This is a genomic window from Pontibacter liquoris (genome assembly GCF_022758235.1).
In the GTDB taxonomy this organism is placed as follows: Bacteria; Bacteroidota; Bacteroidia; order Cytophagales; family Hymenobacteraceae; genus Pontibacter; species Pontibacter liquoris.
Map to the genome: position 1 here is coordinate 476,397 of NZ_JALEBG010000002.1, position 24,825 is coordinate 501,221.

A 24,825-nucleotide genomic window follows, 5' to 3' on the forward strand; every position below is an offset into this window, starting at 1 on the left:
AAAAGCATGTGAACGGCCATATTTTTTTAGTGAAAATAAAAAGCCCGAGATTCCCGAAAGCACTTAGTAGCACAGAAACGGAAATCTCAGGCTGTTCAATAGCAGTAGTTTGCTCCTGTCACCTGACATGATAGAAGGCTTAAATGTCGATACAGCATTCCTCCAGGCAGTCGATCACGTCGATCAGCTTCGGGATAGCGAGCGAGTAATAAATCTTGGTACCAACCTTAAAAGAAGACAGTACGCCTTTGTCTTTGAGGGTGATCAGGTGCTGCGAAGCGATGGCTTGAGGCAAGTCAAGATACTTATATATCTCAGTTACAGTCATTTTGTCCTCCTTGCCCAGCAAATCCACAATAGCGAGTCGTTTCGGGTGGGCCAGTACTTTGAGCATAGCCGCTGCCTTATCTATTTTCTTCGATTCAATCCTCGATAATAAACTTTTCATAATAAAAATTATACCTAACAGTTTTTACATACATTAACAATCCCATTCATAATAAGGTATATACGGAGCTCACGTTATTTGGCTGAACATAGTTCAACACAAATAATTATCTTCGCTGCATGGAGACCTATCACGTTATCGGCCTTATGTCTGGCACCTCTCTGGACGGAGTAGACATAGCACTATGTAGATTTACGTATAAAAACGAAAATTGGATATATAATATACTACATACTACTACACTAATATATTCCGATGCCTGGATTGATTCCCTGCGCGGAGCCGAAACCGCCAGCGCCCGGGAACTCATTGCCCTTGACCATACCTATGGCGCATACTTAGGCCAACAGGTGCAGGCGTTTTTGCAACAACACGCGATTCGCCCTGATTTTGTTGCCTCTCATGGCCATACTATTTTTCACCAGCCCGAACAGCACGTCTCTTTTCAGCTCGGAAACGGCGCCTACCTGGCAGCCAATGCTCAACTGCCGGTTGTCTGCGACTTCCGCACACTGGACATTGCCTTGGGTGGCCAGGGTGCCCCGCTCGTACCCATCGGCGACGAGCTGCTGTTTAGCGCCTACGATTTCTGCATCAACCTGGGCGGCATTGCCAACGTGTCCTACGCTCAGAACGGCCAACGCCTGGCTTTTGATATAAGCGCCTGCAATATGTTATTAAACACCCTGGCCAACAGCCTGGGCATGCCTTATGACGAAGATGGCCAGACGGCCCGGTCCGGCGCGCTGCTGCCCGACCTGCTGCACGCGTTAAATGCGCCGCTATACTTTCAGCAGGCACCGCCAAAATCGCTGGGCAAAGAATGGGTGCTGGCCAACAGCCTGCAGCAACTGGCAGCGCACCCGGGCACGGTGGCAGACAAGCTGCACACCGTTTGCCACCATATTGCCCAACAGGTAAAGCAGGCGCTGCCCGTATTGCATCAGGGGCAGCAGCGCGTGTTGCTGACAGGTGGCGGCGCTTTTAACTTATACTTAACAGAGCTGATCGGGCAGTACCTGGGCAGCGCCTACCGTGTGGAGGTGCCGGAGCCCGAAGTGGTAAGCTTTAAAGAGGCGCTTATTTTTGCGTTTCTGGGGGTGCTGCGCTGGCGTGGCGAGCACAACTGCCTGCGCTCAGTAACCGGGGCAGCCCACGACAATTGCGGAGGCGCTATTTACCTGCCTTAAGTATACTTGGCGGTGTATTTTCGTACCTTTGCACCCAGTTACAGAACAGCATTTACAGTATGAAAGACTTACTCCAAAAATTTGAGAATAAACGCCCTGAAATCGTTTTTGAATGGAAAGACGCTGAAACGGAAGCCGAAGGATGGGTGGTGATCAACTCGCTGCGCGGCGGTGCGGCCGGCGGCGGCACCCGCATGCGCAAAGGCCTGGACAAACGCGAGGTGGAATCGCTGGCTAAAACCATGGAGGTGAAATTCACCGTATCCGGCCCTACCATTGGCGGCGCCAAATCAGGCATCAACTTCGACCCCGCAGACCCGCGCAAGCGGGGCGTGCTGGAACGCTGGTACAAAGCCGTAATTCCGCTGCTTAAAAACTACTATGGCACCGGCGGCGACCTGAACGTGGATGAGATACACGAAGTGATTGCCATTACCGAAGACTATGGCTTGTGGCATCCACAGGAGGGCATCGTGAACGGGCACTTTAACGCTACCGAACCGCAGAAAATAAACAAGATCGGCCAGCTGCGCCAGGGTGTCATCAAAGTCATCGAAGACCCGCACTTCACCCCTTCCACTGCCCGCAAGTATACCATCGCCGACCTGATCACGGGCTTTGGCGTGGCCGAAGCCGTGCGCCACTACTACAACATCTGGGGCGGCACGTTCGAGGGCAAGCGCGCCATCATACAAGGCTGGGGAAACGTTGGCGCTGCTGCCGCTTATTACCTGGCAGCCAAAGGCGCTGTGATCACCGGCATCATCGACCGGCAGGGCGGTTTGATAAACGAAAAGGGCTTCACCTTCGATGAAATTACGAACCTGTTTCTCAACCGCCAGGGCAATGCGCTAAATCCGCAGGGGCTGCTACCTTTTGAGGAAGTAAACAGCCGCATCTGGTCTCTCGGGGCCGAGATCTTTATACCGGCGGCCGCCTCCCGCCTGGTTACCCGCCCGCAGCTCGAACAAATGATCGGCAGTGGCCTGGAAGTGATCTCGAGCGGCGCCAACGTGCCTTTCCAGGATCCCGAGATCTTCTTTGGCCCCACCGGCGAGTTTGCCGACCACAATGTATCGGTCATACCTGACTTTATTGCTAACTGCGGCATGGCGCGCGTATTTGCGTACCTGATGGAAAACGAAGTGGAAATTACCGACGAGGCGATCTTCTCCGACATCTCAGACACCATTAAACGTGCCCTGGAGAAAACCTACAGGCAGAACACGCTGAAAACCGAGATCGCTAAAACATCTTTTGAAATAGCGCTTAGCCAGCTGCTTTAACCTGCATTGCTTATGCTCTGGAGAGATTTTCTGAACTATGAGTTTCTGGGCAACACGGTAACCAACTACCTGTGGTTTGCAGGCATCCTGCTGTTTGGCTTTCTTTTTAAGACCATGCTCTCCAAGCTGCTGTCCGGGCTTATGTTCCGGGTAGTGAAGCGCTTCTCGCAGGAAGACAACCTGCCTGTGTTCCGGCGATTGCTGTTGCAGCCTCTGGAGATGTTGCTCTTTCTGGTATTCTTATACTTCGCTTTTAAGTCGCTCGATTACCCGCTGGACCCGACGCAGGCCATCCGTAAAAATGAGCCTTTCCTGAAAACGTTCATGCTGCGCACCTACCAGGTGTTTGTGATCGTAGCCGTTACATGGGCGGTGCTGCGCTTTGTTGATTTTATCGCGCACATGCTCAGCCACCGTGCCGAGCGCACTTCCTCTAAGCTGGACGATCAGCTGGTGCCTTTTTTTAAGGACTTCACCAAGGTGTTTATTGCCATCCTTTCGTTTCTGGTAATGCTGGGAACGGTATTTGGCGTAAACGTGGCGGGCCTTATTGCCGGACTGGGCGTGGGCGGTCTGGCCATTGCCTTTGCGGCCAAAGAAAGTATAGAGAACCTGCTGGCGTCCTTTACCATTTTCCTGGATCAGCCCTTTGTGGTAGGCGACCTGGTGCAGGTAGCTGATATTACGGGCACGGTAGAGAAGATCGGTTTCCGGAGCACACGCATCCGCACGCTGGAGAAAAGCTTTGTAACGTTGCCCAACAAGTTCATGATCGACAAGGCGCTGGACAACCTGTCGCTGCGCACGTTCCGCCGGGCAAATTTTATGATCAACCTTACCTACAATACCACCTCGGCGCAAATGCGCGCCATCGTGCGGGAGTTGCAGGAGTATATCGATCAGCACCCGAGCACGAACCAGGACGGCCGGATCCGTTTTTCAGCTTTGTCGCCTTCTTCCAAGGACGTGATGGTGTTATACTTTGTAGATACCATGGACTGGAACGAGTACATCAACGTGAAGGAGGAGATCAACTATAAGATCGTGGAGATTGTGGAGCGGAACGGGGCTCAATTTGCCTTCCCGAGCCAGACAGTATACCTGGAGCGGAAGCCAGCGCCTGAACCGGCAGAGGCCGAGCAACCCATGGCCGCCGGCTTTCCGGCCACCGATCTGCAATAAGGAAAATAAAAAAGCCGGAGAAGCTCCGGCTTTTTTTCACCCTTATTTTTTTTAGAATTACTCAATCACTTTAAGCAGCTTTTGGTAAACGCCTGCGCGGTAATATCACCGCAGCAAGAAATCAGTTTTACGCCAAGCCTCCTCTCCGCTCATTTCCTTCTGCGGGCTTTTTGTAGTTTTGATTTGTTTAACGCCCCCAGCATATAATGGTTATTAGCAATGTATAATTTTTCCGATGCAAGGTTATATTTGTTAGTGAACAGACTAAAATAAGAAGCCAACAGTTGATAGCACTCTTTTGATGGCAGCGTTAAGGTGAATGAGGGCCGTTTATAACACCGCGCTTATGTATGGCCGGCGTGCCGCCACTAGTAGCGATGCTGCCCAAAGTATGAGAAGGGCGTTGCTAAGACAAGTATGCTGCCTGCCAGGCGCGGCCTCCGGCTAAAAAGTATGGCAGAACATGACCAGATACGGAGTGCCTGCGCGCGCTGTTTTATACTTGGGGGTTAATCAAAGTCAAAATACTGGCCTTCTTCCAGCTCCACTTCTTTTTCCTTTGGCTTGGGCTTTTTTCCGCGGAGCAGCTCTCTCAGCTCCTGCCCTTCCTGCTTCAGGTCCGTCTTTATTTTCTGGCGCACCCGTTCCTTGTCGTAAGCTATCTTAAAGTTGTTTTCCTTGCCCTTGAGCGTCAGGAACAGAAAGCTGTTGCCGGCATCAGTATCTTCGGCCACCAAGCCATATACGGCATCCTTATCGGGGCGCTGTTTGCTGAACAAGGGCAGCTTGATCTTGTAGTTCATGTCCTGGTCAAAAGTATGGGTGCCCGAAATAGAGACCGATGGCACGGCTGCCAGGCTGGTGCGGATGTCCATCTCCGGGATGTAAAGCGTACGCTCCTGTATCCAGAAACTATTGTGCAGCTCGGCAAAACGCATGTTGGCCAGCTCGTTGCGCTTCACAAACGTCGACATTTTCTGCATGGGCGCAAAGTTCAGCAGCTGCCCGTTTCGGACGGTGGCTACTATTTCGGCCTGCAGCAGGTCGGTCTTCGGGTTCAGCTGGCTGTCTAAGTATACTTCCGATACAATGTCGGCCGTGAGCTGCCCGCGCAGGTGGCGGTCTTCGATAAAGTTCTGGTGGAAATTCTCGAACACATAAAATAAGCTGTCCACGCTCATGTTCTGGAGCCTGGAGGAGGTGCTTACCTTGATGTGGTTGCGGGTGCGGGCATCCAGCGAGCCGCGCACGGCAAAGTTGCCGCCGGCAGCACTTAACGAAATATTGGGCGAAGTGACCACCTGGTTGCGCAGCTTCACCTCGCCCTGGATGTTTTTGCCCAGAAAGCGCCGGAAGCGCATGCGGTTGATGTCAGCGCTCAGGTCGAAGGCGATATTGGGCGACACCGTGAAGCGGTAATCTGAGCCACTGCCACTACCTTTACGCGCGCCTTCGGGCGTGTTGAGCTCCTCGCTCAGCAGTTGGTCGAAGTTGAGGTAATTGCTTTTAAAATCGGCCTCCACCAGCAGGCGCTGCCGGTCCAGCAGCAGCCAGGCCATCATGTTGCGGAACATGCCGTTGATCACAAAATCAGACTGGCCCAGCTTGCCTTTAAAATCCGATACGGCCACGTCGTTGCGCTTAAACATCAGGTTACCGTTCAGGTTAGCGATCGGCAGGGGCAGCTCCTCCAGCGCCAGCGACACGTTATGCAGCGTAATGTCGCCGGTGGTGTTCAGGGTGCTGTTGCCGGGCTGCGCCTTAAATTCTTTCAGGTTACCCGAAAAAGCAATCCGTACGTCGGCCAGCCCGCTGCCGCTGCGCACTTCCTGCAGTTTGGCCAACCCCAGCACATAGCCTACATCCAGCATGCCCTGCACATCAAAAGCAATAGTAGGGTTGTTGAAGTTGCTATACCTGAAGTTGCCGGAAAATTTGCGCCCGTTCAGCACGCCGCTCAGGTTCTTGAGCTCCACTACCGAGGTGGCGGCACTGTGGCTGCGGCCGTTGGTAAAGCTGCCCGTCAGGTTTATCTTATCAATATGTTGCTTGGCATCGGGATGATAAAATGAGGCATTGCGCGCCCCAAAGTTAAACGCCACCTGTGGCATCTTTTTAGCCGATAACTCGCCTTTTACCGTCCCGTTAAAATAGATCGCGCCTTCGCTCCGGTACTGGTGCAGCTCTTTGGTCATACTTTGGGGCAGCAGCGAGAGCAGCGATTGCACGTTCGTATTCTTGCCGGCAAGCTTGAGGTCCAGTATCGTCGGGCCGCTGTAGCCCACCGTGCCCGACACTTCGTAAGCAGCGCCCTCTACCTGCACCACCGAGGGGCGCAGTTGCACCGTTCTGGCTGGCCGGTTTATGGTCAATGAAGACGCAAGGGTCACTTTCTTACCCTTGAAGTACTCGTTGGTACCTATTTTTATTGTGTGGATGGTGGTATTACCTTTTGCTTCCAGGGCTATACTTTCGGGCGTGATGCCCAGCCCCGCCTGCAAGGTATGCGCATCTACTTCGAAGGTCTGGTTCAACTGCTGATCGGTGTAGTGCAGGGCCACCTGCTGCAGGTGAACTTCTTCCAGAGCAAAGGCAAAATCTGACGGTTCGTTAGAGGTGGTGTCCTCGGCCAGGATGTGGTAGTTCACGCTGCCGTCAGGCAATACCTTTACAAAGATGGCGCCCTGCTCCATAAACAGCTGCTTCACGGTATACTTGCCCCGCAGCAGGTCCAGCAGGCTAAAGGTAAAGTATAACTTGCCCGCCTGTGCCAGCGAAGCCTTGCTGCCCGGCACTCCCTCGTGCACGTTCACCTGGGCCAGCGTTACGGCCACATTCGGAAATTTCTCGAACAAAGAGAGCGAGAGCTGCCCTACCTCCACTTTCGTTTTGATGTGCTTGTTGGCCTCCGTTACAAAAAGACCGATAATTTTATCCTGGTAAGTATAAACCAACGCCAACGCAATGCCCATGACAACTGCCGGAATGGCAATAGCATAAAATAGCATTTTTTTAACAACACGTGTCCTCACCAATCGAAAGTTCAGATTTTAAGCATCTTACAAAACCTAAAGGTACAGCCGTAATAACACGTACACAAGCGGCAAAGAGAGCAGAAATTTTTTTTAAGAATTTTTTTTGAAATGTTTTGCAGTTAAAAAAATATGCCCCATATTTGCATCATCAAACGGGGACAAAAGGTCACTAAAACAAAAAAACGGGGTGTTAGCTCAGCTGGTTCAGAGCACCTGCCTTACAAGCAGGGGGTCACTGGTTCGAATCCAGTACGCCCCACAAAAGGACAACTGCAAAGTTGTCCTTTTTTTATGTCCCTGCTTTTCTGTTTCGCTTCCATCCCTGCTCCAGGCTTCTCCCATCAGCGGTTTTATACTTTGCAAACGCACCTGCCTGAGGGTTAGTATACTTTATACTTGCGCGCGGCGTGTTCTCCCGCTATCTATCTCCCCTACCGGCATGTTAATGCATCCCATTCCTGCTTTAGGCATAGCCTTGTAAACAGCTACCTTTTGCTGCATACCTGTTGATCTGAAAGGAAGATTGATTTTGAATTGGCGTGGCGCATTATCTTTCCACTCACTTCATGTGTACGCCCGGTGAAGTGGGCACGCTAGCATGAGCCAGCAGCTAGCCTGGCCGGCGAGTGGGATAACAGCAAACTGCTTGGGGCGCGTTATACTTGTAGCTTATACTTTGTAAGGTATACTTATTGAAGGCCCTATCGGGCGCTTTCGGAAAGGAACTGCGCGTGCAGCTTGAGCACCTGGGGGATGATGAGGCGCGTATCATCGTTGTAGATAACGTGCCGGGAACGGGCAATCTTTTCTTCTTCTTCCAGCTGCCGGGCCATAATGGCTTTGATATCGGCCTCTGTGCGGTGTGCATCGCGTTGCAGCAGGCGTTTGATGCGTACCTCCAACGGGGCATACACGGCTATGATCTGATCCATCTGCTTCCAGGAGTCCGACTCATACATGAGCGCGGCTTCTTTCAGCACGTAGGGCTGGCCGGCATGCGACGAAACCCATTTTGCAAAATCGTTGCCTACATGTGGGTGCACCAATGCGTTTAGCTGTGCCAGCCGCGCCGGGTTGTTAAAGGCAAGCTTGGCCAAATACGCCCGGTCCAGTTCGCCGGTAGCGGTAAAGGTTTGTGGGCCGTAAGCAGCTTTCAGCTCCTGCCGCAGGGCTTGGTCATGCTGCATCACCCATTTGGCACGCGTATCAGCATCGTATACCGGCACGCCGAGCAGCGCAAACATGCGGCAAACCACGGTTTTGCCCACGCCTATCCCTCCGGTAATTCCTATCTTTAGCATGGCAGGCCTATTGAACGATGGCTTTTATTTTTTCGGGGAGCAGCTTTATGTACCGCACGCCCTGCGGCTTCTGTACCAGTTCGGGCGCGAGCGTAGAATCCTGCTTGTTTACGAGGTTGTAGTCCAGCACCGCTTTAAAGGCATCGCGGTCCAGGAGCGCAGCAGAATCTTCGAGCAGTTGGTAGCGCACCAGCAGGAACGGCGGCTGAAGCACCATTTTTTCACCGGCAGGCACATTAATTACCTCCGGCAGCAGCTGGCGCTCTTCCTGCAGCAGTTTCTTTACGGTCAGGCTAACGGTAGCTTCCTCCACACTGGCCGTTATCAGCGGATTGTCGCCAAAGCTGACCGGCACCGTTACCTGCGACGACTCTGCCAGGTTCTGCGTAGGCAAGCGCAACAGGAAGGGAGCCGGCAGGCTGTCTACTAAAGAAGAAGGCCCTACAAACGTGACAGAATCCGGCTTAATAGTAATCGGTCCTACCACAGCGCGCCGTTCGGCCACCATTTTCTGTTTGGGATCCAGCTGAAGGGCCACCGTGCGTTTTATCTTCTCATCAAAGTCAAAGCGCAGCGTATCGGTGACTACGAAATTGAGCTGCAGGCCATCCAGGGCATTTACCAGCGAGGGGCGCAGGGCGGAGCCCAGCAGGTAGTTGGTGCGGGGCAGGCTGGGAATGTAGATATCGGCAGGCTTTACCTCAAACCGCAACGCTTTGCGCAGCAGTTTCCAGCCTTTGCCAGTAACGTTTATACTTACCTCCTCGGGCAGCGGCTTTAAGGGTACCAGTTGCCGGCTGTTATAGATAAACCGGACGGGGTAAGTGGTTTGGGTGGAATAGCTTTTATTGAGCGCGTTGAGCAGCCAAAAGGTAGAGGCCGCCACAAAGCAAAGCAGTACGACGCGCCAGTACTGCTTTGTTTGTGGCCGGAATGGCCTCACAAACCATAAAACTATATTTCGTGCTCTCTCAAACCGCAAGGTGTCTGTTATTTATTTACTCTGGCGGTAGCCTCCATCGAGATAGAAGCTTTGTCGAACACCAGGCGTACGCCTTTGTCTACTTCTATTGCGACTGTTTCGTCTTCGATCGCCAGCAGCTTGCCGTGCAGGCCCCCGATCGTTACCACATTCATTCCTTTCACTAGCTCTTCCCTGAATTTTTTCTGGTCACGCACTTTTTTCTGCTGTGGCCTGATCATGAAAAAGTAAAATACCAGAATGATGGCACCGAACATTAATACCTGTGGCAGAACGCCACCGCCGGCTGCGGCTTGGAGAAATATAGTTTGCATGTGTGTGTTTTGTATCCGCTGATAGCGTATTGCTTAATTTTGTCTTACGGGTCCTTCGGGTCCGGCTGTGGGCACACCACCTGATTCCACGGTTCCTTTCATGGAGATCTTGGTCAGGTTAGGCTCTGTGTTGGCCCGGATGGTAACGGTAGGCATTTGCTGGCCCATTTTGCCGGCGCTGTTAAACTTCACGCTGATGGAGCTCTTCTGGCCGGGAGCAATCGGCTCGGTTGGCGGCTCGGGCACGGTACAACCACACGAAGCAGACGCGTTCTCGATAATGAGGGGCGTTTTGCCGGTGTTGGTAAACGAGAACACGTGCTCTACTACCTGCCCCTGCTTGATGGTGCCGAAATCAAACTCGTTTTCCTCGAACGTAATGATAGGCGCGTTTTCGGAAGATGCCGGCGTTGTAGCGGCTGTTGCCTCCGAAGAGACCACATTCGGGTTATCAACCGGCTGCGCCTGCGTTGTAGAGGTATTGGCTTCGGCGGCTACCGTATCGTTGCCGGCCTTGTTGCTGTCGCAGCTGGCCATAAACATTGTTGCGGCAAAGCCTGCAACCAAAATCAGGTGTTTTTTCATATCTGACACGCTTGGTTATAAGGTTTACAATTTTGAGATGATGTTCTGCGCAAAGGCCATGGTGCCGGCTGGGCCACCCAGGTCGCCGGTGCACTCCTGCTTATTTGCCAGGGTTGCTTCCAGAGCTGCGTCGATGCGGTTTGCCTCGTCCTTAAGCTCCAGGTGGTGGAGCATCATGATGGCCGAGCGCAACAGGGCCGTTGGGTTAGCGATGCCTTTGCCGGCAATATCCGGGGCTGAGCCGTGCACTGCCTCAAAGATCGCCATGTCGGCCCCAATGTTAGCGCCGGCCACTACACCCAGGCCACCTACCAGCCCTGCGCACAGGTCCGAGAGGATATCGCCAAACAGGTTGGTGGTTACGATCACATCAAACTGCTCGGGCTTTACCACCAGCTGCATGCACATGTTATCAATGATCTTTTCATCGGTCTGGATGTGCGGGTACTCTTTGGCGATCTCGTTAAAGATGCTCAGGAACAGGGCACCGGCGCTTTTGAGGATATTGGCTTTGTGCGCGGCCGTCACTTTATTGCACCCGTGCTTGCTGGCATACTCAAAAGCAGCGCGGATAATGTTTTCGCAACCGGTGCGCGTAATGCGGGCAACCGAATCGGAGATCTGCAGACGCTCGTCCCACATTTCCAGGCCGGCGTACAGGCCTTCGGTGTTTTCGCGGAAAAGCACCAGGTTTACGTTATCGAAGCGCGTGCTCACGCCTTTTGTTGATTTAACCGGCCGCACGTTTGAGTAAAGGTCAAACATCTGGCGCAGCTGCACATTTATACTTTTAAAGCCTTTGCCTACCGGCGTGGTGATGGGGCCTTTCAGCGCCACTTTGTTCTTTTCAAGCGAGGCGATCAGCGTGGCCGGGATCAGCTCGCCCATGGCATCAAACGTCGTTTGGCCAGCATTCTCTACTTCCCAGCTTACGGGTACTTTGGCAGCGGCAAACACCGCTTTCACGGCTTCTGTAATTTCAGGACCTATCCCGTCGCCGGGAATAAGGGTAACTTGTTTCATGTGTTAAATTTCTTTCCGGCTGTTTATCTCGTTAATCAGCGAATCTACATCGCCCAAGAGTTTCTCTGCTTTGTCTTTTGCATCCTGGATCACCCGCTGGCCTTCGGTTCTGGCCGATGACAAAGTGCCATCGCGATCCGCCATCAGTTGTTCGATAAGGTCCGAAAGCGTATCCCGGTACTTCTCCAGGCGGTAGCTCAGCCAGTTACGGGTTTCTCTTCCTTTTTCAGGTGCAAACAGGATACCGGCGGCAGCCCCTATGGCCGCGCCCGTTACCAGCAACAGGGCATTGGTCGTCTTCTTACTCATAGTTTTTATACAAATATGTCGGGTACAATTTTTTCCCTTTTACGGGGTTTTTCCCCTGCCGGCCGCTTCCGGCGGCGCCTTACTTGTTATCGATCAGTCCACGGCCCGATTTGCGGATGTCGCCAGTGGTGGCAAGCTCCTGCGCCATCTTATCCAGTACGCCATTAATGAACTGCTTGCTTTTAGGCGTGCTGTAAAGCTTGGAAATTTCGATATACTCGTTGATGGTAACTTTTACAGGTATGCTGCGGAAGATGTGCATTTCGCAAAGGGCCATCTTAAGTATGATCTTGTCGAGCAGGGCCACGCGCTCTACGTCCCAGTTGGTGACACTGGCAGCCACTAAGGCTTCGTATTTTTCATCTTCTTTGATGGTCTGGTGGTAAAGCTCTTCAAAGAAAGCCTTGTCATCCTCCCAGTTAGCCGACAAATCCAGCAGGGTTTGGTTTTCCTCCACTTCCTCCCCAAAGATCTTAATGGTCTTGTTTACCAGGCTCTTTACAATTGCCTTGTTCTCTACCCAGTTCAGATCCTGCTCTTCAAACAAAGATTGTAAGTTTTTTTCTTTAAAGATAATGTTTTTAAAAATATGTTTCACTATCTCAAAGTCCTCTTCGGGGGTAGGTGCAGGCAGTGCCAGGTAGGCCAGGAAGGCCTCATCCTGCTTGAGCACGTTCTTGTAAACAGCCCGGATCTCGCTGATATCGGAACCCCAGCTGATGTTGCGGCGGATGATGTGCTGCTGGTAGGATTTATTCTGTAACAAGCGCTGCACAACGGTATTGTTCAGAAAGCGTTTTACGTCAGGGCCTTTGGCCACGGTAAAACGTTTCTCCTTTTTCTCTTCTTCTTCGGCTATCAGGCTTGTGAGCACCTCCAGTATCTGCAGTGTGCCCAGGTAATGGTCGTAGATGCGCTCTACGGCGGTCATCATCTGGTTAAAGTATAGCTGGTAGTCTTTTTTGAGGAGGTTCTGATAGAATACAACCGCTCTGTTTACCGCATTGATTATCGCCTTATCGGTTTCTTCGGTTTCAAACTGGCGCGTTTCGTACCATTCCTTGAACAGGATGGAAGCGATCTGCTTGCGGCCTTCCAGCATTTTTTTATCCTGCACCTCCATGGAATTGAGGTCGGGAGCAAAATCGTCGCTGATCTGGTCTAACGCCAGCAGATAATCTGAACTTTCGGCTTGCATGTAGGCATAAATGGCTTGCATGGCCTTGATTCGTAGTGTTCTGCGGTTGAGCATATTCTTATTTTAAAGAGCGTATTGTGGTTTTGTAATGTTACTCTGTAGGCACCAGCGGCGCCGGCACTAAGGTTCTTATACTTCAGAATGCCTGAAAGGCCGCTGATAGTTCCGCGGGCGGGCCCGGGATAAAGCAAAAGTGCCACAGGTTAATGCAGCACTTTTACTAATTATCAGCAAAGGTAACGGTTAATTAATACGTTGCACGTACTTTTCCGATACTTTCAATTCGTTTTTCGGCCATTTTAGTAGCAGCCAGCTGCGTATAAATGCCTTCTTTCTCGGCCAGCTCAAATATATCCAGCGTATAGCCGTAGATACGCTCGGTCTGGGCATAGGCGCTTTCGCGGTTGTAGCCCACCAGCTCCGAGTACACGTTAATCAAACCACCAGCGTTTATCAAAAAGTCAGGCGCATAGTAGATGCCACGCTGAATAAGCGCCGGCCCGTGCACGGTTTCGTCGCGCAACTGGTTGTTGGCGCTACCGGCAATTACCTGGCACTTCAGGCGGCCCAGCGTATCGTTGTTGATAGTGCCGCCCAGGGCGCAAGGCGAATAAATGTCTACATCCAGGTCGTAGATCTCTTCCATGCCCACCACCTTTGCATTATACTTGGCCGACACTTCTTTCAGGCGGTCCTCATAAATGTCGGTGATAAAGATCTGAGCATTCTCTTTAGCCAGCAGCTCTACCAGGTAGCCGCCCACGTGGCCCACGCCCTGTACCGATATTTTCTTGCCTGCCAGCGAGTCAGTTCCGAACGCTTTTTTAGCGGCGGCTTTCATGCCCATGTAAGTACCGTAGGCTGTCACCGGCGAAGGGTCGCCGCTGCCACCCATGGACTCCGGCAAACCGGCTACGTGCTCGGTTTCCATGTGGATGAATTCCATGTCTTTGGTCGTGGTGCCTACGTCCTCAGCTGTAATATAAGCGCCGTTCAGGTTCTTGATAAAGCGGCCATACTTGCGCAGCAGGGCTTCGTTCTTATCTTTTTTGGCGTCGCCGATAATTACTGCCTTTCCACCGCCCAGGTTAAGGCCGGAGATAGCAGCTTTGTAGGTCATCCCTCTGGAAAGACGCAATACATCGTCCAGTGCTTCAGCTTCTGAGGCATACGACCACATGCGGGTACCCCCCAGGGCTGGGCCAAGAACGGTGTTGTGAATGCCGATGATGGCTTTCAGACCGGTTTCTTTGTCGTGGCAGAAAACAACTTTCTCGTGATTGTGTTCTGATATCTGATCAAAGACCGACTTGTCTTTCTTCACTTCTACTTCTTTAATTTCGACCATCTATGAAATTGGTTAAGTGTTATTCTATCTTTGTGATGTAAGTGTTATGCTATTTTTAAAATGAGTGAGGACTAACACACCCCTCCCGTTTCGCGCTGCAAAATTAATTCTTTTTTTCATTAATTCAATTTGTGCGCTCCAACTCAACATAAAAGCTTGTGAAGCTGTAAGTATTTACTGTGAAATCGCTACGCCACCTCAACAAATATCTGCTCCGGTATAAGTACAGGCTCCTGTGGGGCATTGTGTTTACCATTATTTCCAACATTTTTCAGATTCTGCCCGCCCAGATCGTGCGCCATTCTTTTAACCTGATAAAAGAAGGGATCGGCCTGCACAGTTTATATGAGGGCATGCACCAGCAGGAACTGGTGTATGATATTTTCGGAAAAAGCATCCTGGTATACGGGGTGGTGATCCTGCTGATGGCGCTGCTGCGCGGCGTGTTCCTGTTTCTGGTGCGCCAGACCCTGATCGTGATGAGCCGCCTGATCGAGAACGACCTGAAGAACGATATTTACGCCCATTACCAGAGCCTGCCGCTTAGCTTTTACCGCAAAAACAACACCGGCGACCTGATGGCGCGCATCTCCGAGGACGTGAGCCGCGTGCGCATGTACCTGGGACCGGCCATTATGTATGGCATCAACCTGGTGGTGCTTTTTGTGATGGTGATCCCCTACATGCTGGCCGTAAACGTGAAGCTCACGTTGTATACCCTGCTGCCGCTTCCTATACTGGCCATCAGTATTTATTACGTCAATAACATCATCCAGCGCAAATCCGACGAGATCCAGCGCAGCCTTTCGGGGATTACAACCTTTGTGCAGGAAGCCTTTTCAGGCATTCGCGTGCTCAAATCGTTTGTGCGCGAAGACGACTCGCACCACAACTTTACCGTGGCCAGCAACACGTATAAAGACAAGTCGCTGGAGCTCAACTTTGTCAACTCGCTGTTCTTCCCGCTGGTGCTGTTCATGGTGGGCCTGAGCACCATCATCACCATTTACATTGGCGGACAGGAGGTAATTAACGGCAGCATTACCACGGGTAATATTGCTGAGTTCATTATCTATGTGAACATGCTTACCTGGCCGGTTACCTCGCTGGGCTGGACGGCCAGTCTGGTGCAGCGGGCAGCGGCCTCGCAGGAGCGTATCAACGAGTTTCTGCACACCGAAAACGACATCATCTCGCGCCAGAACATCAGCAAGCCCATTGAAGGCGATATTGTATTCGAAAACGTGGACTTTGTGTATCCTGATACCCATATCCATGCCCTCAAGCAGGTGTCGTTCAGCATCCGGCACGGCGAAACGCTGGCCGTGATCGGCAATACCGGCTCGGGCAAGAGCACCATTGCCGCCCTGCTGCCGCGCATGTATGATGCCACCGGCGGCCGCATCCTGATCGATAGCGTGGATGTGCGCGACTATAACATCCGCAACCTGCGCAGCCAGATCGGGTATGTGCCGCAGGACGTGTTTTTGTTCTCTGACTCTATCCGCAACAACATCGGCTTCGGGCTGCCTAGTATAACCGAGGAGCAAATGGTGCAGTCGGCTAAAGATGCCGACGTTTTCGAAAACATCATGCGCTTTCCCGAGCAGTTCGACACCAAGCTGGGCGAGCGTGGCATTACCTTATCGGGTGGCCAGAAACAGCGCGTCTCCATTGCGCGGGCGCTGGTGCGCGAACCAAGTATACTTATCCTGGATGATTCGCTTTCGGCGGTGGATACCAAAACGGAGAATGCCATCCTCAACAGCCTGCGCCGCATCATGGCCAACCGCACTTCCATTATTATCTCGCACCGTGTGTCGTCGGTAAAACTGGCCGACAGGATCCTGGTCCTGGACGATGGCGAGATTGTACAGCATGGCACCCACGAGGAGCTGATCAACGAGGATGGGCTGTACAAAGTGCTCTATGAGCGCCAGCTGCAGGCCGAGGATTCGGAATGATCTTTACCCTGCAGAACAGGTATGGCGACCCGTTTGGCAGCGCGGCTGACACGTAATCAGGGAGAGCAGGAATTTTTTAGGGCAGAATATGTTATATCTACGTATAGCTAATTTTTTAACCCCTAAATTTCACTGCGTATGGCCATTGACTTACAGCAAATTGGTAAAAGGTTCAGGTTTTATACCAACCTGAAAGAACTGGATACAGAGCAGCTGAAATCCCTGACCGGGAGCGACGGCAAGGTCCTGAACTGCATCATCTCGGGCCAGAATTACCTGCTCGACGACCTGGTAGCGATCCTGCAGCACTTCCACGACCTGAACCCGCAGTGGCTCATTTACGGCGAAGGCAGCATGTTTAAGCCCATGAGCGAAAATGGCTCCTGCCCCGACCACCAGAAAGGCTGCCTTAAAAAAGACAAATCCGCTTACCTGAAGCAAATGCAGAGCATGCTGCAGGAGCTCGATGCCGCCGAAGTGGCCCAGGGCCATGAGCCCGACCTGGAGGCGCTAAAAGCCAAACTGGAGCAGATCAAAGCAGCCGAATAGTAGGTTGGTTGTGGGTTACTGATTGCAGGATGGTTTAGCTGTGGTAGCATAACTTCTCCTGTACTGGAAAAGAAACCAAAAGCAGGCGGGGTAGCTTCTTATATAGAAACTACCCCGCCTGCTTTTTATACTTTGAGGCTGTTCTGCGTTTTGCGTTTTGAGCTTCCCTCTATTCTGTTACCCTGGCGCAAGCGTCCGCTTGTGCCTACCGTGCTGGATGCATTCGCAACTTTAGGCTAAATTCAGGAAGAAAGACTTGAAAGGTATGGGCACAAGCGGACGCTTGCGCCAGAAAGGACTAATTCGGAAGAACGCTAACGGCTTCCGGTTTATACCTCATCCTTACTATAAAAGGCTGTCCCTCAAAAGCAAGCCAGGCAACAAGTAGCAACCAACAATTTAACAATCCAACCATCTAACAATTAACAACCCCATCACCCTTGTTGCTGATGCCGTTCAGAATAAGGTTGATGGTAAAGAGCACGTCCCGCTCGATCTTTTCAAAGTCGATGGTCGCCAACTTGTGGAAATCGGCCCGCTGGAACTCCTCGAACTGGATCAGGTCTTTTACCACCATCATCGAGTAACCGACCCGTTCGGCCTCGCAGGGCACAAACACGCCGCTGGTAATCCCTTCTTTTATCACCGAAGTATAAAAATTCGCCTCCTTGGCCCGCGATTCCCGGAACAGCTCCTGAAACGTAACCCGCGTCTCGATCAGGACGCGGATGGATATGGTGTGCTGGGTAACGATCTCCTGATAATAGCGCAGCGAGGACTGGATGTAGCGCTGCAGGCGCCGGTGCGGGTTAGGCTCCTGCTCGGCAATGCGCTTGATGCGCGAGAGGCTTTCTTTCCACTCCTGCGAGAAGGCCTCGATAAAGAGCAGTTCCTTGTTTTTATAATAGTAGTAGAGCGTAGGCTTTTTCAGGCCTATGGCAGCAGCAATATCGTCGAGGGTGGCTTTGCTGTAGCCTAGTTTGCCGAATACCGTTTTGGCGGCCTCTAAAATGCGTTCTTTTTTCGCCTCTGCTTTTGTGCCCACGTTGCTGCTGATCTGGAATAGGAAAGAACAGGAGCTGCCTTTCTCCCAAATATAAAAATAAATCTATACTTTAAAACAACGCCAGTCCACGGATAGATTACTCTTTTACCGGCACCTCTACCACGCCCCTGTCCTGGGCAGGGAACCACTCCACGTAGAATTCTTCCAGCTTCAGCTTATGCTCCTTGGCATAGTCGAAAACTGCACCATATAGCTTTTTAGGAAGTATGGCCACGTTGGCGGTTGCCTCGGCGCGCACTACTTTGCGGCCGCCCGGCACTGTGCGCAGCGTGTAGCCCTGTGGCAGCGTTATACTTGTATCTGTTACCAGCACGCCGATAAAGGCTTTCAGGCTGTCGCCGCTATGCTCGGGGTCGTTGTAGTAAATGCTGCCCGGCGTGCCGGCCAATTTCTTGCTTTCCACCAGTTCGCCGGCCCGCCGGAAGGCTTTGCCCAGCGCCTCGTCTTTGATAGAACCCTCAAACGGCTGCCCCGCCACATACCTGGTTTGGGAGGTGGCCAGGCGCACTTCGGGCGCTGCAAAACCCCCGATAAAGGTATAAACGACAAGTAAAATAATGGCCAGGGCCGCAATTCCGTATAAAAGTTTTTTCATAAGTCGATCATGTTCTTGTACTGCATGTGATAGAGCTGCGCATAGTAGCCGTTGTGCTGCAGCAACTGGTCGTGGTTGCCTACTTCTTTTATCTCGCCCCGGTCCATCACAATAATCTTATCGGCTTTCTGGATGGTGGAGAGGCGGTGGGCGATCACCACGGAGGTACGGCCGTGCATCAGCTGGTCGATGGCGTACTGGATGAGCTCTTCGGTTTCGGAGTCTACGCTGGAGGTGGCCTCGTCTAAGATGATGATCTCGGGGTTGTAGACCATGGCCCGCACAAACGAGATGAGCTGCCGCTGCCCTACCGACAGCGTGGCGCCGCGCTCCATTACCTGGTAATGCAGGCCGCCGGGCAGGCGCTCAATAAACCGACGGGCGCCCACCAGGTCGGCGGCCCGCCACATCTGCTCTTCGGTAATAGCTTTGTTGCCCAGGCTGATGTTGTCGGCTATACTTCCGGAAAAGAGGAACACATCCTGCAGCACCACGCCAATGTGGTGGCGCAGCACGCTCAGGTCATACTCCTTCAGGTCGTGGCCATCTACCAGGATCTGCCCTTTGTTGATCTCGTAGAAACGGTTGAGCAGGTTGATGACGGAGGTTTTGCCGGCGCCGGTAGCACCCACAAAGGCAATCGTCTCGCCGGCTTTCACCTCAAACGAGACATCGCGCAGCACCCATTCCTCGTCGTTATAGGCAAACCATACATTCTGGAAACTGATATTGCCCTGTAGCTTTTTGGGTGCAAAGGTGCCGTTGTCGGCAATCATCTCGCGGCTGTCGAGCAGGCGCATCAGGCGCTCGGTGCTCACCACGCCCAGCTGCAGCGTGTTAAAACGGTCGGCGATCATGCGGATAGGCCGGAAGAACATCTGGATGTAAAGTATAAAGGCCATCAGCGTGCCCAGCGAGGTTTTGTCGTTGATAACGCCGTAAGCGCCATACCATACCAGCAGGCCCAGGCCCGCCGCGCCAATGATCTCGGCCACCGGGAAATAAATAGAGTAGTAAAGCACCGACCGCACGTTAGCGCGGGTATGCTCCTTGTTTATTTCCTTGAACTTGTCCATCTCGCGGTCTTCGTTGTTGAAGATCTGCACGATGCTCATGCCGGTGATGTGCTCCTGCACAAACGAGTTAAGCCGCGCCACGGCCGTGCGCACCTCCTGGAAAGTAGCCTTTATCTTCTCCTTGAAAATATAGGTACTGATGAGCATGAGCGGAAACGTGGAAAGGCTTACCAGCGTGAGCTGCCAGTCGATGTAAAACATAAAGCCCAGGATAAAGACCAGCTGCAGGATGTCGCCGATCATGGCAGCCAGGCCTTCGCTGAACACGTCCGAGAGCGTTTCCACATCCGACACGTTGCGGGTCACGAGCGTGCCAATAGGCGTGCGGTCGAAGAATTTGAGGCGCAGGTCCAGGATATGGCGGTAGAGCTTGATACGGATATCGCGCACCACATTCTGGCCCAGCCAGCCGGCAAAATACGTGTGCAGGTATTGCACAATGGCATGCACCACCAACAACACGCTCAGGATAACGAACATGCGGTTCAGGCCTTCCCAGTCGTTGTTGAGGATCTCGTGATCTACGGTATACTGGATGAGGAAAGGGCGCACGGCAGCCAGTATGGCCGAGGCAAAGGTCAGCACAATGATAAAGTAAAACGTCCGGACATAGGGCTTCACAAACGTGAAAAGCCGTTTGAGCACATCCGAATCGAATACTTTACCTGTATTTTTAGGTTTATCTTCCAAGGAGGTCGTTCTGCTTTAAAATGGCACAAGTATAAGCGCACAAGTCTTAAGTACGTGCGCCTGTTCTTAACCGATTGTAAAGTTAATGGTTTTGAAGCAGGATTTTCAGGATGAAAGGATTTTAGGATTTGCCGGGAGGCGGTTTTATGTGTTGGCTATACTTGGCTGCCGCTTGCAGCAACTTCAACCAGGCTATACTTGGCTGCCGTTTGATGCTCAATGCTGTTTTCTGCTATCCTTGCTGGCTTGAGTTTGATGCTTAGTTCTTATATTTGCCTTGTTTCATTTCATACTTTGGAGCGCTCCAAGCCCGCGGGGCTCGTCCTTTGGCATCGCGCTGTGGCGTGAAGCTGCTCCTCGCTTCGCTGCGGGCTGCCGCATGCGCGGCACCGCAACACACCAAGGCGCTCAACCCAAGGACTGGGATCTGTTTCAATAGCTAAGGCTTTTGCTTGAGGAACCTCTTGTAGGGACAGGTCGCGACCTGTCCGCGATGGCGCTAGCTATGAAAGTATAGCATAAGTATAGCAGCCCAAAGTCCCCCTTTGAAGGGGGATGTTCCTTTTTATCTTAATCTACATTGCATATACTTTACTCAAGTATAAACTCACTCTACCTGCCTCTTTCCCTTTTGTCATCCTGAAAGGATCTTGTGAGCAAGCTAATAAAGCCAAAACAACACCGCTTATACTTCCTCAATAGTAACAACAGGCTCCCCTCCTTAAACAAGGAGGGGTTAGGGGTGGTTGGACCCGGGGCTAAACTTGTGGCAATAGCTGCTCCGGATACTCTACCCGAGCCAAGTATAAGCCTTCGGAAGGCGCTGCGCCGCTGGCCTGGCTGCGGTCCTGGCTGGCAACGATCTGCTCGAACTGGGGCACGGTCAGCTTTCCTTTTCCAACATCTACCAGCGTGCCCACCACCAGGCGCACCATGCCGCGCAAAAACCGGTTCGCCCGAATGGTAAAGACCAGCTCCTCCCCTTGCTGCTGCCACCCGGCTTCCAACATCGTGCAGCGGTAGTGTTTGGTATCGCCTTTTACTTTGCTGAACGTGGTAAAATCCTCATACTTTAAAAGGATAGCTGCCGCCTCGTTCATCTTCGCTACATCCAGTTCCCGGCTATGATACCAGGCATAATAGCGCTTAAAAGGATTCTTCACCAGGCTGATGTGGTAGTGATAGGTGCGCGAAACAGCATCGAAACGGGCGTGCGCCTGGTCCGGCACCAGGTATAGATTTAAGGCTGCGATATCATTGGGCAGGATGCGGTTGAGGCGAAAAACCACCTGCTCCTCCTCCAGCGGCTGCGCAACATCAAAATGCACGAACTGCTGGCTGGCATGCACGCCGGTATCGGTGCGGCCGCTGCCAGTCGAGCTGACGGGCTGGCGCAGGATCTTGCTCAGGCAATCGTCCAACACCTGCTGCACCGCCAGCGCATTGGGCTGCAGCTGCCACCCATGAAACCGGGTGCCATCGTAGGCTATCTCTAAAAAATACCGCATGGGGCAAAGGTAGGGTTTACTGTAGATTTGAAGTATAAGACTTTGAGCAAAATCTTTGTAGCCTTGGTGAGGCTGATCACTGCTTTATGATTTTCCTTATTTTTCTGGAATTCATCTTGCTATACTTAACAGTGGCTTGCCGCAAATCCAACCAAGCTATACTTGTTGGCTAGCTGTATTCCTCAGATTTATACTTGCCTTGTTTCATTTCTTGCTTTAGAGCGCTCCAAGCCCGCGGGGCCTCGTCCTTGCGTTTCGCGCTGTGGCGTGAAGCTGCCCTAGCGGGCTGCCCTGACGGGCACCGCAACACACCAAGGCGCGAAACGCAAGGACTGGGATCATTTTCGATAGCTACTGTCTTTTTACTATGCAGCTTAAACCCAAGTCCCCCTTTGAAGGGGGTAGGGGGATGTTCTTCTTCCTCCTAACCTAAGCTGCTAAAATTTCAGCGCAAGTATAAACTTACTCTCCATACCTCTTTCCCTTTTGTCATCCTAAAAGGATCTTGGTAGAAAGCTCATTAGGTCTGACCCACACCGCTTATACTTTCTCAATAGTAATAACATGTTCCCCTCCTTAGTCAAGGAAGGGTTAGGGGTACTTGGACTTGGATCTGCAAACAAACGCGGCTGCACATAGTATTGTACAGCCGCGTTTTATCATTCAAAATTTCACCTCTCTCAGGAGCAACGAGCAGTACTTACATCTTTTCATAAATCACAGCTACGCCCTGACCTACGCCTACGCACATAGTGGCCAGGCCATATCGTACATTGTCGCGGCGCTTCATTTCGTGCAGCAGCGTGGCCGAGATGCGGGTGCCGCTGGCCCCGAGCGGGTGCCCGATGGCAATGGAGCCGCCGTTCACGTTTACTTTCGCAGGGTCGAGGTTTAGCTGCTGCATACAGGCCACAGCCTGCGAGGCAAAGGCTTCGTTTACTTCAAACAGATCGATGTCGTTTATACTTAGTCCGGCGCGTTGCAGCGCTTTCTGTGTAGCGGGCACTGGTCCCATGCCCATATGGGCCGGGTCTACGCCCGCTACGGCAGCCGCTACCACACGGGCCATCGGGGTCAGGTTAAAGCGTTTCAGCACCGCTTCGCTCACAATAATAGAAGCTGCGGCCCCATCGTTGATGCCCGAGGAATTGCCTGCCGTTACCGAGCCGCCTTTTTTAAAGGCAGGGTTCAGCGCAGCCAGCTTCTCTACGGAAGATAACCGCGGATGCTCGTCGGTGTCGAATACCAAATCCTCGCCTTTGCGCTGCGGAATAGGCACAGGCACAATCTCCTCTTTAAACTTACCGGCTTCAGCGGCTGCTTTATACTTTAGCTGCGAACTATGGGCAAACTCATCCTGCGTTTCACGTGAAATACCGTAACGGTCTGCTACGTTCTCGGCTGTTTCGCCCATGGCAAAAGGGTAATGCAGCTTTGAGAGCTTTTCGTTGGTAAAGCGCCAACCGATGGTGGTATCGTAAATTTCAGGAGTTCGTGAAAAAGCGGTTTCTGCTTTTGCCATCACAAAAGGCGCCCGCGTCATACTTTCCACGCCGCCGGCCAGGTATACTTCGCCATCGCCGCAGCTGATAGCCCGCGAGGCATCGATGATGGCCTGCAGCCCCGAGGCGCACAAGCGATTTACGGTTACGCCGCCGATCTCCTGCGGAAGCCCGGCCAGCAGCAGCGCCATACGGGCCACGTTGCGGTTGTCTTCGCCGGCCTGGTTTGCCGCGCCCAGCACCACATCTTCTATCAGCGCCGGGTCCAGATTGGGATGACGGGCTACGATTTCCTTCAGCACCAGGGCCGCCATATCATCGGGTCGCACCGTGCTGAGGGTGCCGCCAAACTTGCCTACCGGCGTGCGGAGTATGTCTACGACATAAGCTGTGTTCATCTATTTTTAGTTTACAGGTCTTTGTCTAATTTTGCACTTCCTTGCAAGTTAAAGTAACCCCTTTATGATACAAAGAATTCAATCCGTATTTCTATTGCTGCTGGCTTTGGCCATGGTGGCCATGTTGTTTCTGCCGCTTTGGTCCAAAACAGACGCTACAACCAACGAAACCGTGGTGCTGACCGCCTGGACGCTGAAGTCGCACATCCTCAACAAACAGGGCGACATAGTTTCGGCTGGTAACCTGCCTGCAAAAAGTGCTTTTATTATCGGGATGCTGGCCATTGCCGCCGCTGTGGTAGCCCTCTACGAGATCTTCCAGTATAAAAACCGCCTGAACCAGATGAAGCTGGGATTGCTTAACACCCTGGTGATCGCCGCACTGCTGGGCACTTCATTCTATTATGCCGCCTATGTGGGCGCCGAAATGGTTAAGGCAGGCAACAACGGCGCGTACGAAGCCGGTTTTTACCTACCCATGCTGGCCCTGCTGCTCAATGCGCTGGCCAACCGCTTCATCAAGCGCGATGAGGATCTGGTCCGGTCGGTAGATAGATTACGCTAGCATTATTTATTAATGCGAAAACAGGCTTCTTCTGCTACAGGAGAAGCCTGTTTTCATTTGCGGCTTTTTACTTTGTAAAGTAAGTGGATGGTTTCTTGCGGGTTGTATTTGGTAGGGGTTGTTTGATGTTCATCTTTATACTTCCGGCTATACTTGGTAGATGCCGCTATTCCTTAAGCTATACTTTGGCTATAATTTCTAGCAGCTGAATTCCTCTCCTTTATACTTTGAGCTATACGTGGTAGCAGCTGAATTCCTCAGTCTTATACTTGTCCTGCTTCATCTTATACTTTGGAGCGCTCCAAGCCCGCGGGGGCTCGTCCTCGGGCATCGCGCTGTGGTGTGAAGCTGCTCCTCGCTCGCGCTACGGGCTGCCCTTCGGGCACCGCAACACACCAAGGCGCTCAACCCAAGGACTGGAATCAGTTTCGATAGCTGATGTTTATACTTTGCAAACCTCTGTAGGGACAGGTCGCGACCTGTCCGCGCGAAGGCAGCTGCCATGAAACCTTAGCCTAAGTATAGCAATAGCTGAAGTCCCCCTTTGAAGGGGGTAGGGGGATGTTTTTACCTAAACTATGCTGCTTATACTTGTCTTTAGTAAAACAGCCCCTCTTTCCCTTTTGTCATCCTGAAAGGATCTCTTGTGAGCAAGCTAATGAAGCCAAAACAACAATGGTTATACTTCACCAACAGCAATTACCGGCTCCC

At 52.2% G+C, this 24,825-nt stretch carries 21 protein-coding genes and 1 tRNA gene; 7 read left to right on the forward strand and 15 right to left on the reverse strand.

Features of this window, described 5'->3' with window-relative positions; genetic code table 11:
- Positions 1-139 precede the first annotated feature (139 nt).
- Complete coding sequence (locus LWL52_RS15365) at positions 140-448, reverse strand: ArsR/SmtB family transcription factor (RefSeq protein WP_076421268.1); 309 nt, start codon at positions 446-448, stop codon at positions 140-142.
- A gap of 119 nt (positions 449-567) precedes the next feature.
- On the opposite strand from LWL52_RS15365, the gene LWL52_RS15370 reads away from it, so the two are divergent.
- Genes LWL52_RS15370 through LWL52_RS15380 form a run of 3 tightly spaced genes read left to right on the forward strand, consistent with a single transcriptional unit; the run spans position 568 to position 4,106 of the window.
- Positions 568-1,638 (forward strand): anhydro-N-acetylmuramic acid kinase, encoded by a 1,071-nt coding sequence (locus LWL52_RS15370; protein ID WP_242921435.1) that lies wholly within the window; start codon positions 568-570, stop codon positions 1,636-1,638.
- A 59-nt stretch (positions 1,639-1,697) separates the two neighbouring features.
- Positions 1,698-2,924: a Glu/Leu/Phe/Val dehydrogenase dimerization domain-containing protein gene (locus tag LWL52_RS15375; protein ID WP_242921437.1), complete on the forward strand. Its 1,227-nt coding sequence runs from the start codon at positions 1,698-1,700 to the stop codon at positions 2,922-2,924.
- 12 nt (positions 2,925-2,936) lie between these two features.
- The gene (locus tag LWL52_RS15380; RefSeq protein ID WP_242921439.1) at positions 2,937-4,106 is read left to right on the forward strand and encodes a mechanosensitive ion channel family protein; all 1,170 of its coding nucleotides are present in this window, start codon (positions 2,937-2,939) and stop codon (positions 4,104-4,106) included.
- Positions 4,107-4,615: 509 nt separating this feature from the next.
- On the opposite strand, the gene LWL52_RS15385 is transcribed toward LWL52_RS15380, so the two are convergent.
- On the reverse strand, positions 4,616-7,114 hold the full coding sequence (locus tag LWL52_RS15385) for an AsmA-like C-terminal region-containing protein (protein WP_242921441.1): 2,499 nt from the start codon (positions 7,112-7,114) through the stop codon (positions 4,616-4,618).
- A 211-nt stretch (positions 7,115-7,325) separates the two neighbouring features.
- Here LWL52_RS15385 and LWL52_RS15390 point away from each other — a divergent pair.
- Positions 7,326-7,400 (forward strand) — tRNA-Val (locus LWL52_RS15390).
- A gap of 442 nt (positions 7,401-7,842) precedes the next feature.
- Here the strand turns inward: LWL52_RS15390 and coaE are convergent.
- The 8 genes from coaE to LWL52_RS15430 form a co-directional block, all read right to left on the reverse strand.
- On the reverse strand, positions 7,843-8,442 hold the full coding sequence (gene coaE, locus LWL52_RS15395) for a dephospho-CoA kinase (protein WP_242921443.1): 600 nt from the start codon (positions 8,440-8,442) through the stop codon (positions 7,843-7,845).
- Positions 8,443-8,449: 7 nt separating this feature from the next.
- A complete protein-coding gene (locus LWL52_RS15400; RefSeq protein WP_242921445.1) occupies positions 8,450-9,385 on the reverse strand; it encodes a YbbR-like domain-containing protein in 936 nt (311 codons plus the stop codon).
- Between the two features lie 47 nt (positions 9,386-9,432).
- Complete coding sequence (gene yajC / locus LWL52_RS15405) at positions 9,433-9,738, reverse strand: preprotein translocase subunit YajC (RefSeq protein ID WP_242921447.1); 306 nt, start codon at positions 9,736-9,738, stop codon at positions 9,433-9,435.
- Between the two features lie 33 nt (positions 9,739-9,771).
- On the reverse strand, positions 9,772-10,323 hold the full coding sequence (locus LWL52_RS15410; RefSeq protein ID WP_242921449.1) for a DUF1573 domain-containing protein: 552 nt from the start codon (positions 10,321-10,323) through the stop codon (positions 9,772-9,774).
- Between the two features lie 24 nt (positions 10,324-10,347).
- Positions 10,348-11,346, reverse strand: coding sequence for an isocitrate/isopropylmalate dehydrogenase family protein (locus LWL52_RS15415; RefSeq protein ID WP_242921451.1), 999 nt, complete (start codon positions 11,344-11,346; stop codon positions 10,348-10,350).
- Positions 11,347-11,349: 3 nt separating this feature from the next.
- Positions 11,350-11,655: a YtxH domain-containing protein gene (locus LWL52_RS15420; RefSeq protein ID WP_242921453.1), complete on the reverse strand. Its 306-nt coding sequence runs from the start codon at positions 11,653-11,655 to the stop codon at positions 11,350-11,352.
- Positions 11,656-11,734: 79 nt separating this feature from the next.
- The gene (nusB, locus tag LWL52_RS15425; protein WP_242921456.1) at positions 11,735-12,907 is read right to left on the reverse strand and encodes a transcription antitermination factor NusB; all 1,173 of its coding nucleotides are present in this window, start codon (positions 12,905-12,907) and stop codon (positions 11,735-11,737) included.
- 193 nt (positions 12,908-13,100) lie between these two features.
- On the reverse strand, positions 13,101-14,201 hold the full coding sequence (locus LWL52_RS15430; RefSeq protein WP_242921458.1) for a Glu/Leu/Phe/Val family dehydrogenase: 1,101 nt from the start codon (positions 14,199-14,201) through the stop codon (positions 13,101-13,103).
- 179 nt (positions 14,202-14,380) lie between these two features.
- Here LWL52_RS15430 and LWL52_RS15435 point away from each other — a divergent pair, with 179 nt between their 5' ends.
- Both LWL52_RS15435 and LWL52_RS15440 read left to right on the forward strand, forming a co-directional pair.
- Complete coding sequence (locus tag LWL52_RS15435) at positions 14,381-16,165, forward strand: ABC transporter ATP-binding protein (RefSeq protein ID WP_242921460.1); 1,785 nt, start codon at positions 14,381-14,383, stop codon at positions 16,163-16,165.
- Positions 16,166-16,303: 138 nt separating this feature from the next.
- Positions 16,304-16,714, forward strand: coding sequence for a hypothetical protein (locus LWL52_RS15440; RefSeq protein ID WP_242921462.1), 411 nt, complete (start codon positions 16,304-16,306; stop codon positions 16,712-16,714).
- Positions 16,715-17,129: 415 nt separating this feature from the next.
- Here the strand turns inward: LWL52_RS15440 and LWL52_RS15445 are convergent, their stop codons facing one another.
- The 5 genes from LWL52_RS15445 to LWL52_RS15465 all read right to left on the reverse strand — a co-directional run bounded on the left by LWL52_RS15445 (position 17,130) and on the right by LWL52_RS15465 (position 23,549).
- Positions 17,130-17,759, reverse strand: coding sequence for a TetR/AcrR family transcriptional regulator (locus LWL52_RS15445; RefSeq protein ID WP_242921464.1), 630 nt, complete (start codon positions 17,757-17,759; stop codon positions 17,130-17,132).
- A gap of 97 nt (positions 17,760-17,856) precedes the next feature.
- Complete coding sequence (locus LWL52_RS15450; RefSeq protein WP_242921465.1) at positions 17,857-18,375, reverse strand: GyrI-like domain-containing protein; 519 nt, start codon at positions 18,373-18,375, stop codon at positions 17,857-17,859.
- Complete coding sequence (locus tag LWL52_RS15455; protein WP_242921467.1) at positions 18,372-20,141, reverse strand: ABC transporter ATP-binding protein; 1,770 nt, start codon at positions 20,139-20,141, stop codon at positions 18,372-18,374. Before LWL52_RS15455 ends, LWL52_RS15450 begins: the two co-directional genes overlap by 4 nt.
- Positions 20,142-20,899: 758 nt before the next feature.
- Entirely contained in the window at positions 20,900-21,649 is a 750-nt protein-coding gene (gene truA, locus LWL52_RS15460; RefSeq protein WP_242921469.1) for a tRNA pseudouridine(38-40) synthase TruA, read from the reverse strand.
- Positions 21,650-22,349: 700 nt separating this feature from the next.
- On the reverse strand, positions 22,350-23,549 hold the full coding sequence (locus LWL52_RS15465) for an acetyl-CoA C-acyltransferase (RefSeq protein ID WP_242921472.1): 1,200 nt from the start codon (positions 23,547-23,549) through the stop codon (positions 22,350-22,352).
- Between the two features lie 64 nt (positions 23,550-23,613).
- Between LWL52_RS15465 and LWL52_RS15470 the strand changes: the two genes are divergently transcribed.
- Positions 23,614-24,114: a DUF4293 domain-containing protein gene (locus LWL52_RS15470; protein WP_242921474.1), complete on the forward strand. Its 501-nt coding sequence runs from the start codon at positions 23,614-23,616 to the stop codon at positions 24,112-24,114.
- Positions 24,115-24,825: the final 711 nt, after the last annotated feature.

Excerpts from the sequence above, each read along its gene's own strand:
- LWL52_RS15410 (WP_242921449.1), bottom strand. The coding sequence starts at position 10,323 with ATGAAAAAACACCTGATTTTGGTTGCAGGCTTTGCCGCAACAATGTTT.
- LWL52_RS15430 (WP_242921458.1), bottom strand. The coding sequence starts at position 14,201 with ATGGTCGAAATTAAAGAAGTAGAAGTGAAGAAAGACAAGTCGGTCTTT.
- LWL52_RS15375 (WP_242921437.1), top strand. The coding sequence starts at position 1,698 with ATGAAAGACTTACTCCAAAAATTTGAGAATAAACGCCCTGAAATCGTT.
- LWL52_RS15415 (WP_242921451.1), bottom strand. The coding sequence starts at position 11,346 with ATGAAACAAGTTACCCTTATTCCCGGCGACGGGATAGGTCCTGAAATT.
- yajC (WP_242921447.1), bottom strand. The coding sequence starts at position 9,738 with ATGCAAACTATATTTCTCCAAGCCGCAGCCGGCGGTGGCGTTCTGCCA.
- LWL52_RS15365 (WP_076421268.1), bottom strand. The coding sequence starts at position 448 with ATGAAAAGTTTATTATCGAGGATTGAATCGAAGAAAATAGATAAGGCA.
- LWL52_RS15450 (WP_242921465.1), bottom strand. The coding sequence starts at position 18,375 with ATGAAAAAACTTTTATACGGAATTGCGGCCCTGGCCATTATTTTACTT.
- LWL52_RS15420 (WP_242921453.1), bottom strand. The coding sequence starts at position 11,655 with ATGAGTAAGAAGACGACCAATGCCCTGTTGCTGGTAACGGGCGCGGCC.
- LWL52_RS15465 (WP_242921472.1), bottom strand. The coding sequence starts at position 23,549 with ATGAACACAGCTTATGTCGTAGACATACTCCGCACGCCGGTAGGCAAG.
- LWL52_RS15370 (WP_242921435.1), top strand. The coding sequence starts at position 568 with ATGGAGACCTATCACGTTATCGGCCTTATGTCTGGCACCTCTCTGGAC.
- LWL52_RS15470 (WP_242921474.1), top strand. The coding sequence starts at position 23,614 with ATGATACAAAGAATTCAATCCGTATTTCTATTGCTGCTGGCTTTGGCC.
- coaE (WP_242921443.1), bottom strand. The coding sequence starts at position 8,442 with ATGCTAAAGATAGGAATTACCGGAGGGATAGGCGTGGGCAAAACCGTG.
- LWL52_RS15385 (WP_242921441.1), bottom strand. The coding sequence starts at position 7,114 with ATGCTATTTTATGCTATTGCCATTCCGGCAGTTGTCATGGGCATTGCG.
- LWL52_RS15380 (WP_242921439.1), top strand. The coding sequence starts at position 2,937 with ATGCTCTGGAGAGATTTTCTGAACTATGAGTTTCTGGGCAACACGGTA.
- nusB (WP_242921456.1), bottom strand. The coding sequence starts at position 12,907 with ATGCTCAACCGCAGAACACTACGAATCAAGGCCATGCAAGCCATTTAT.
- truA (WP_242921469.1), bottom strand. The coding sequence starts at position 21,649 with ATGCGGTATTTTTTAGAGATAGCCTACGATGGCACCCGGTTTCATGGG.
- LWL52_RS15440 (WP_242921462.1), top strand. The coding sequence starts at position 16,304 with ATGGCCATTGACTTACAGCAAATTGGTAAAAGGTTCAGGTTTTATACC.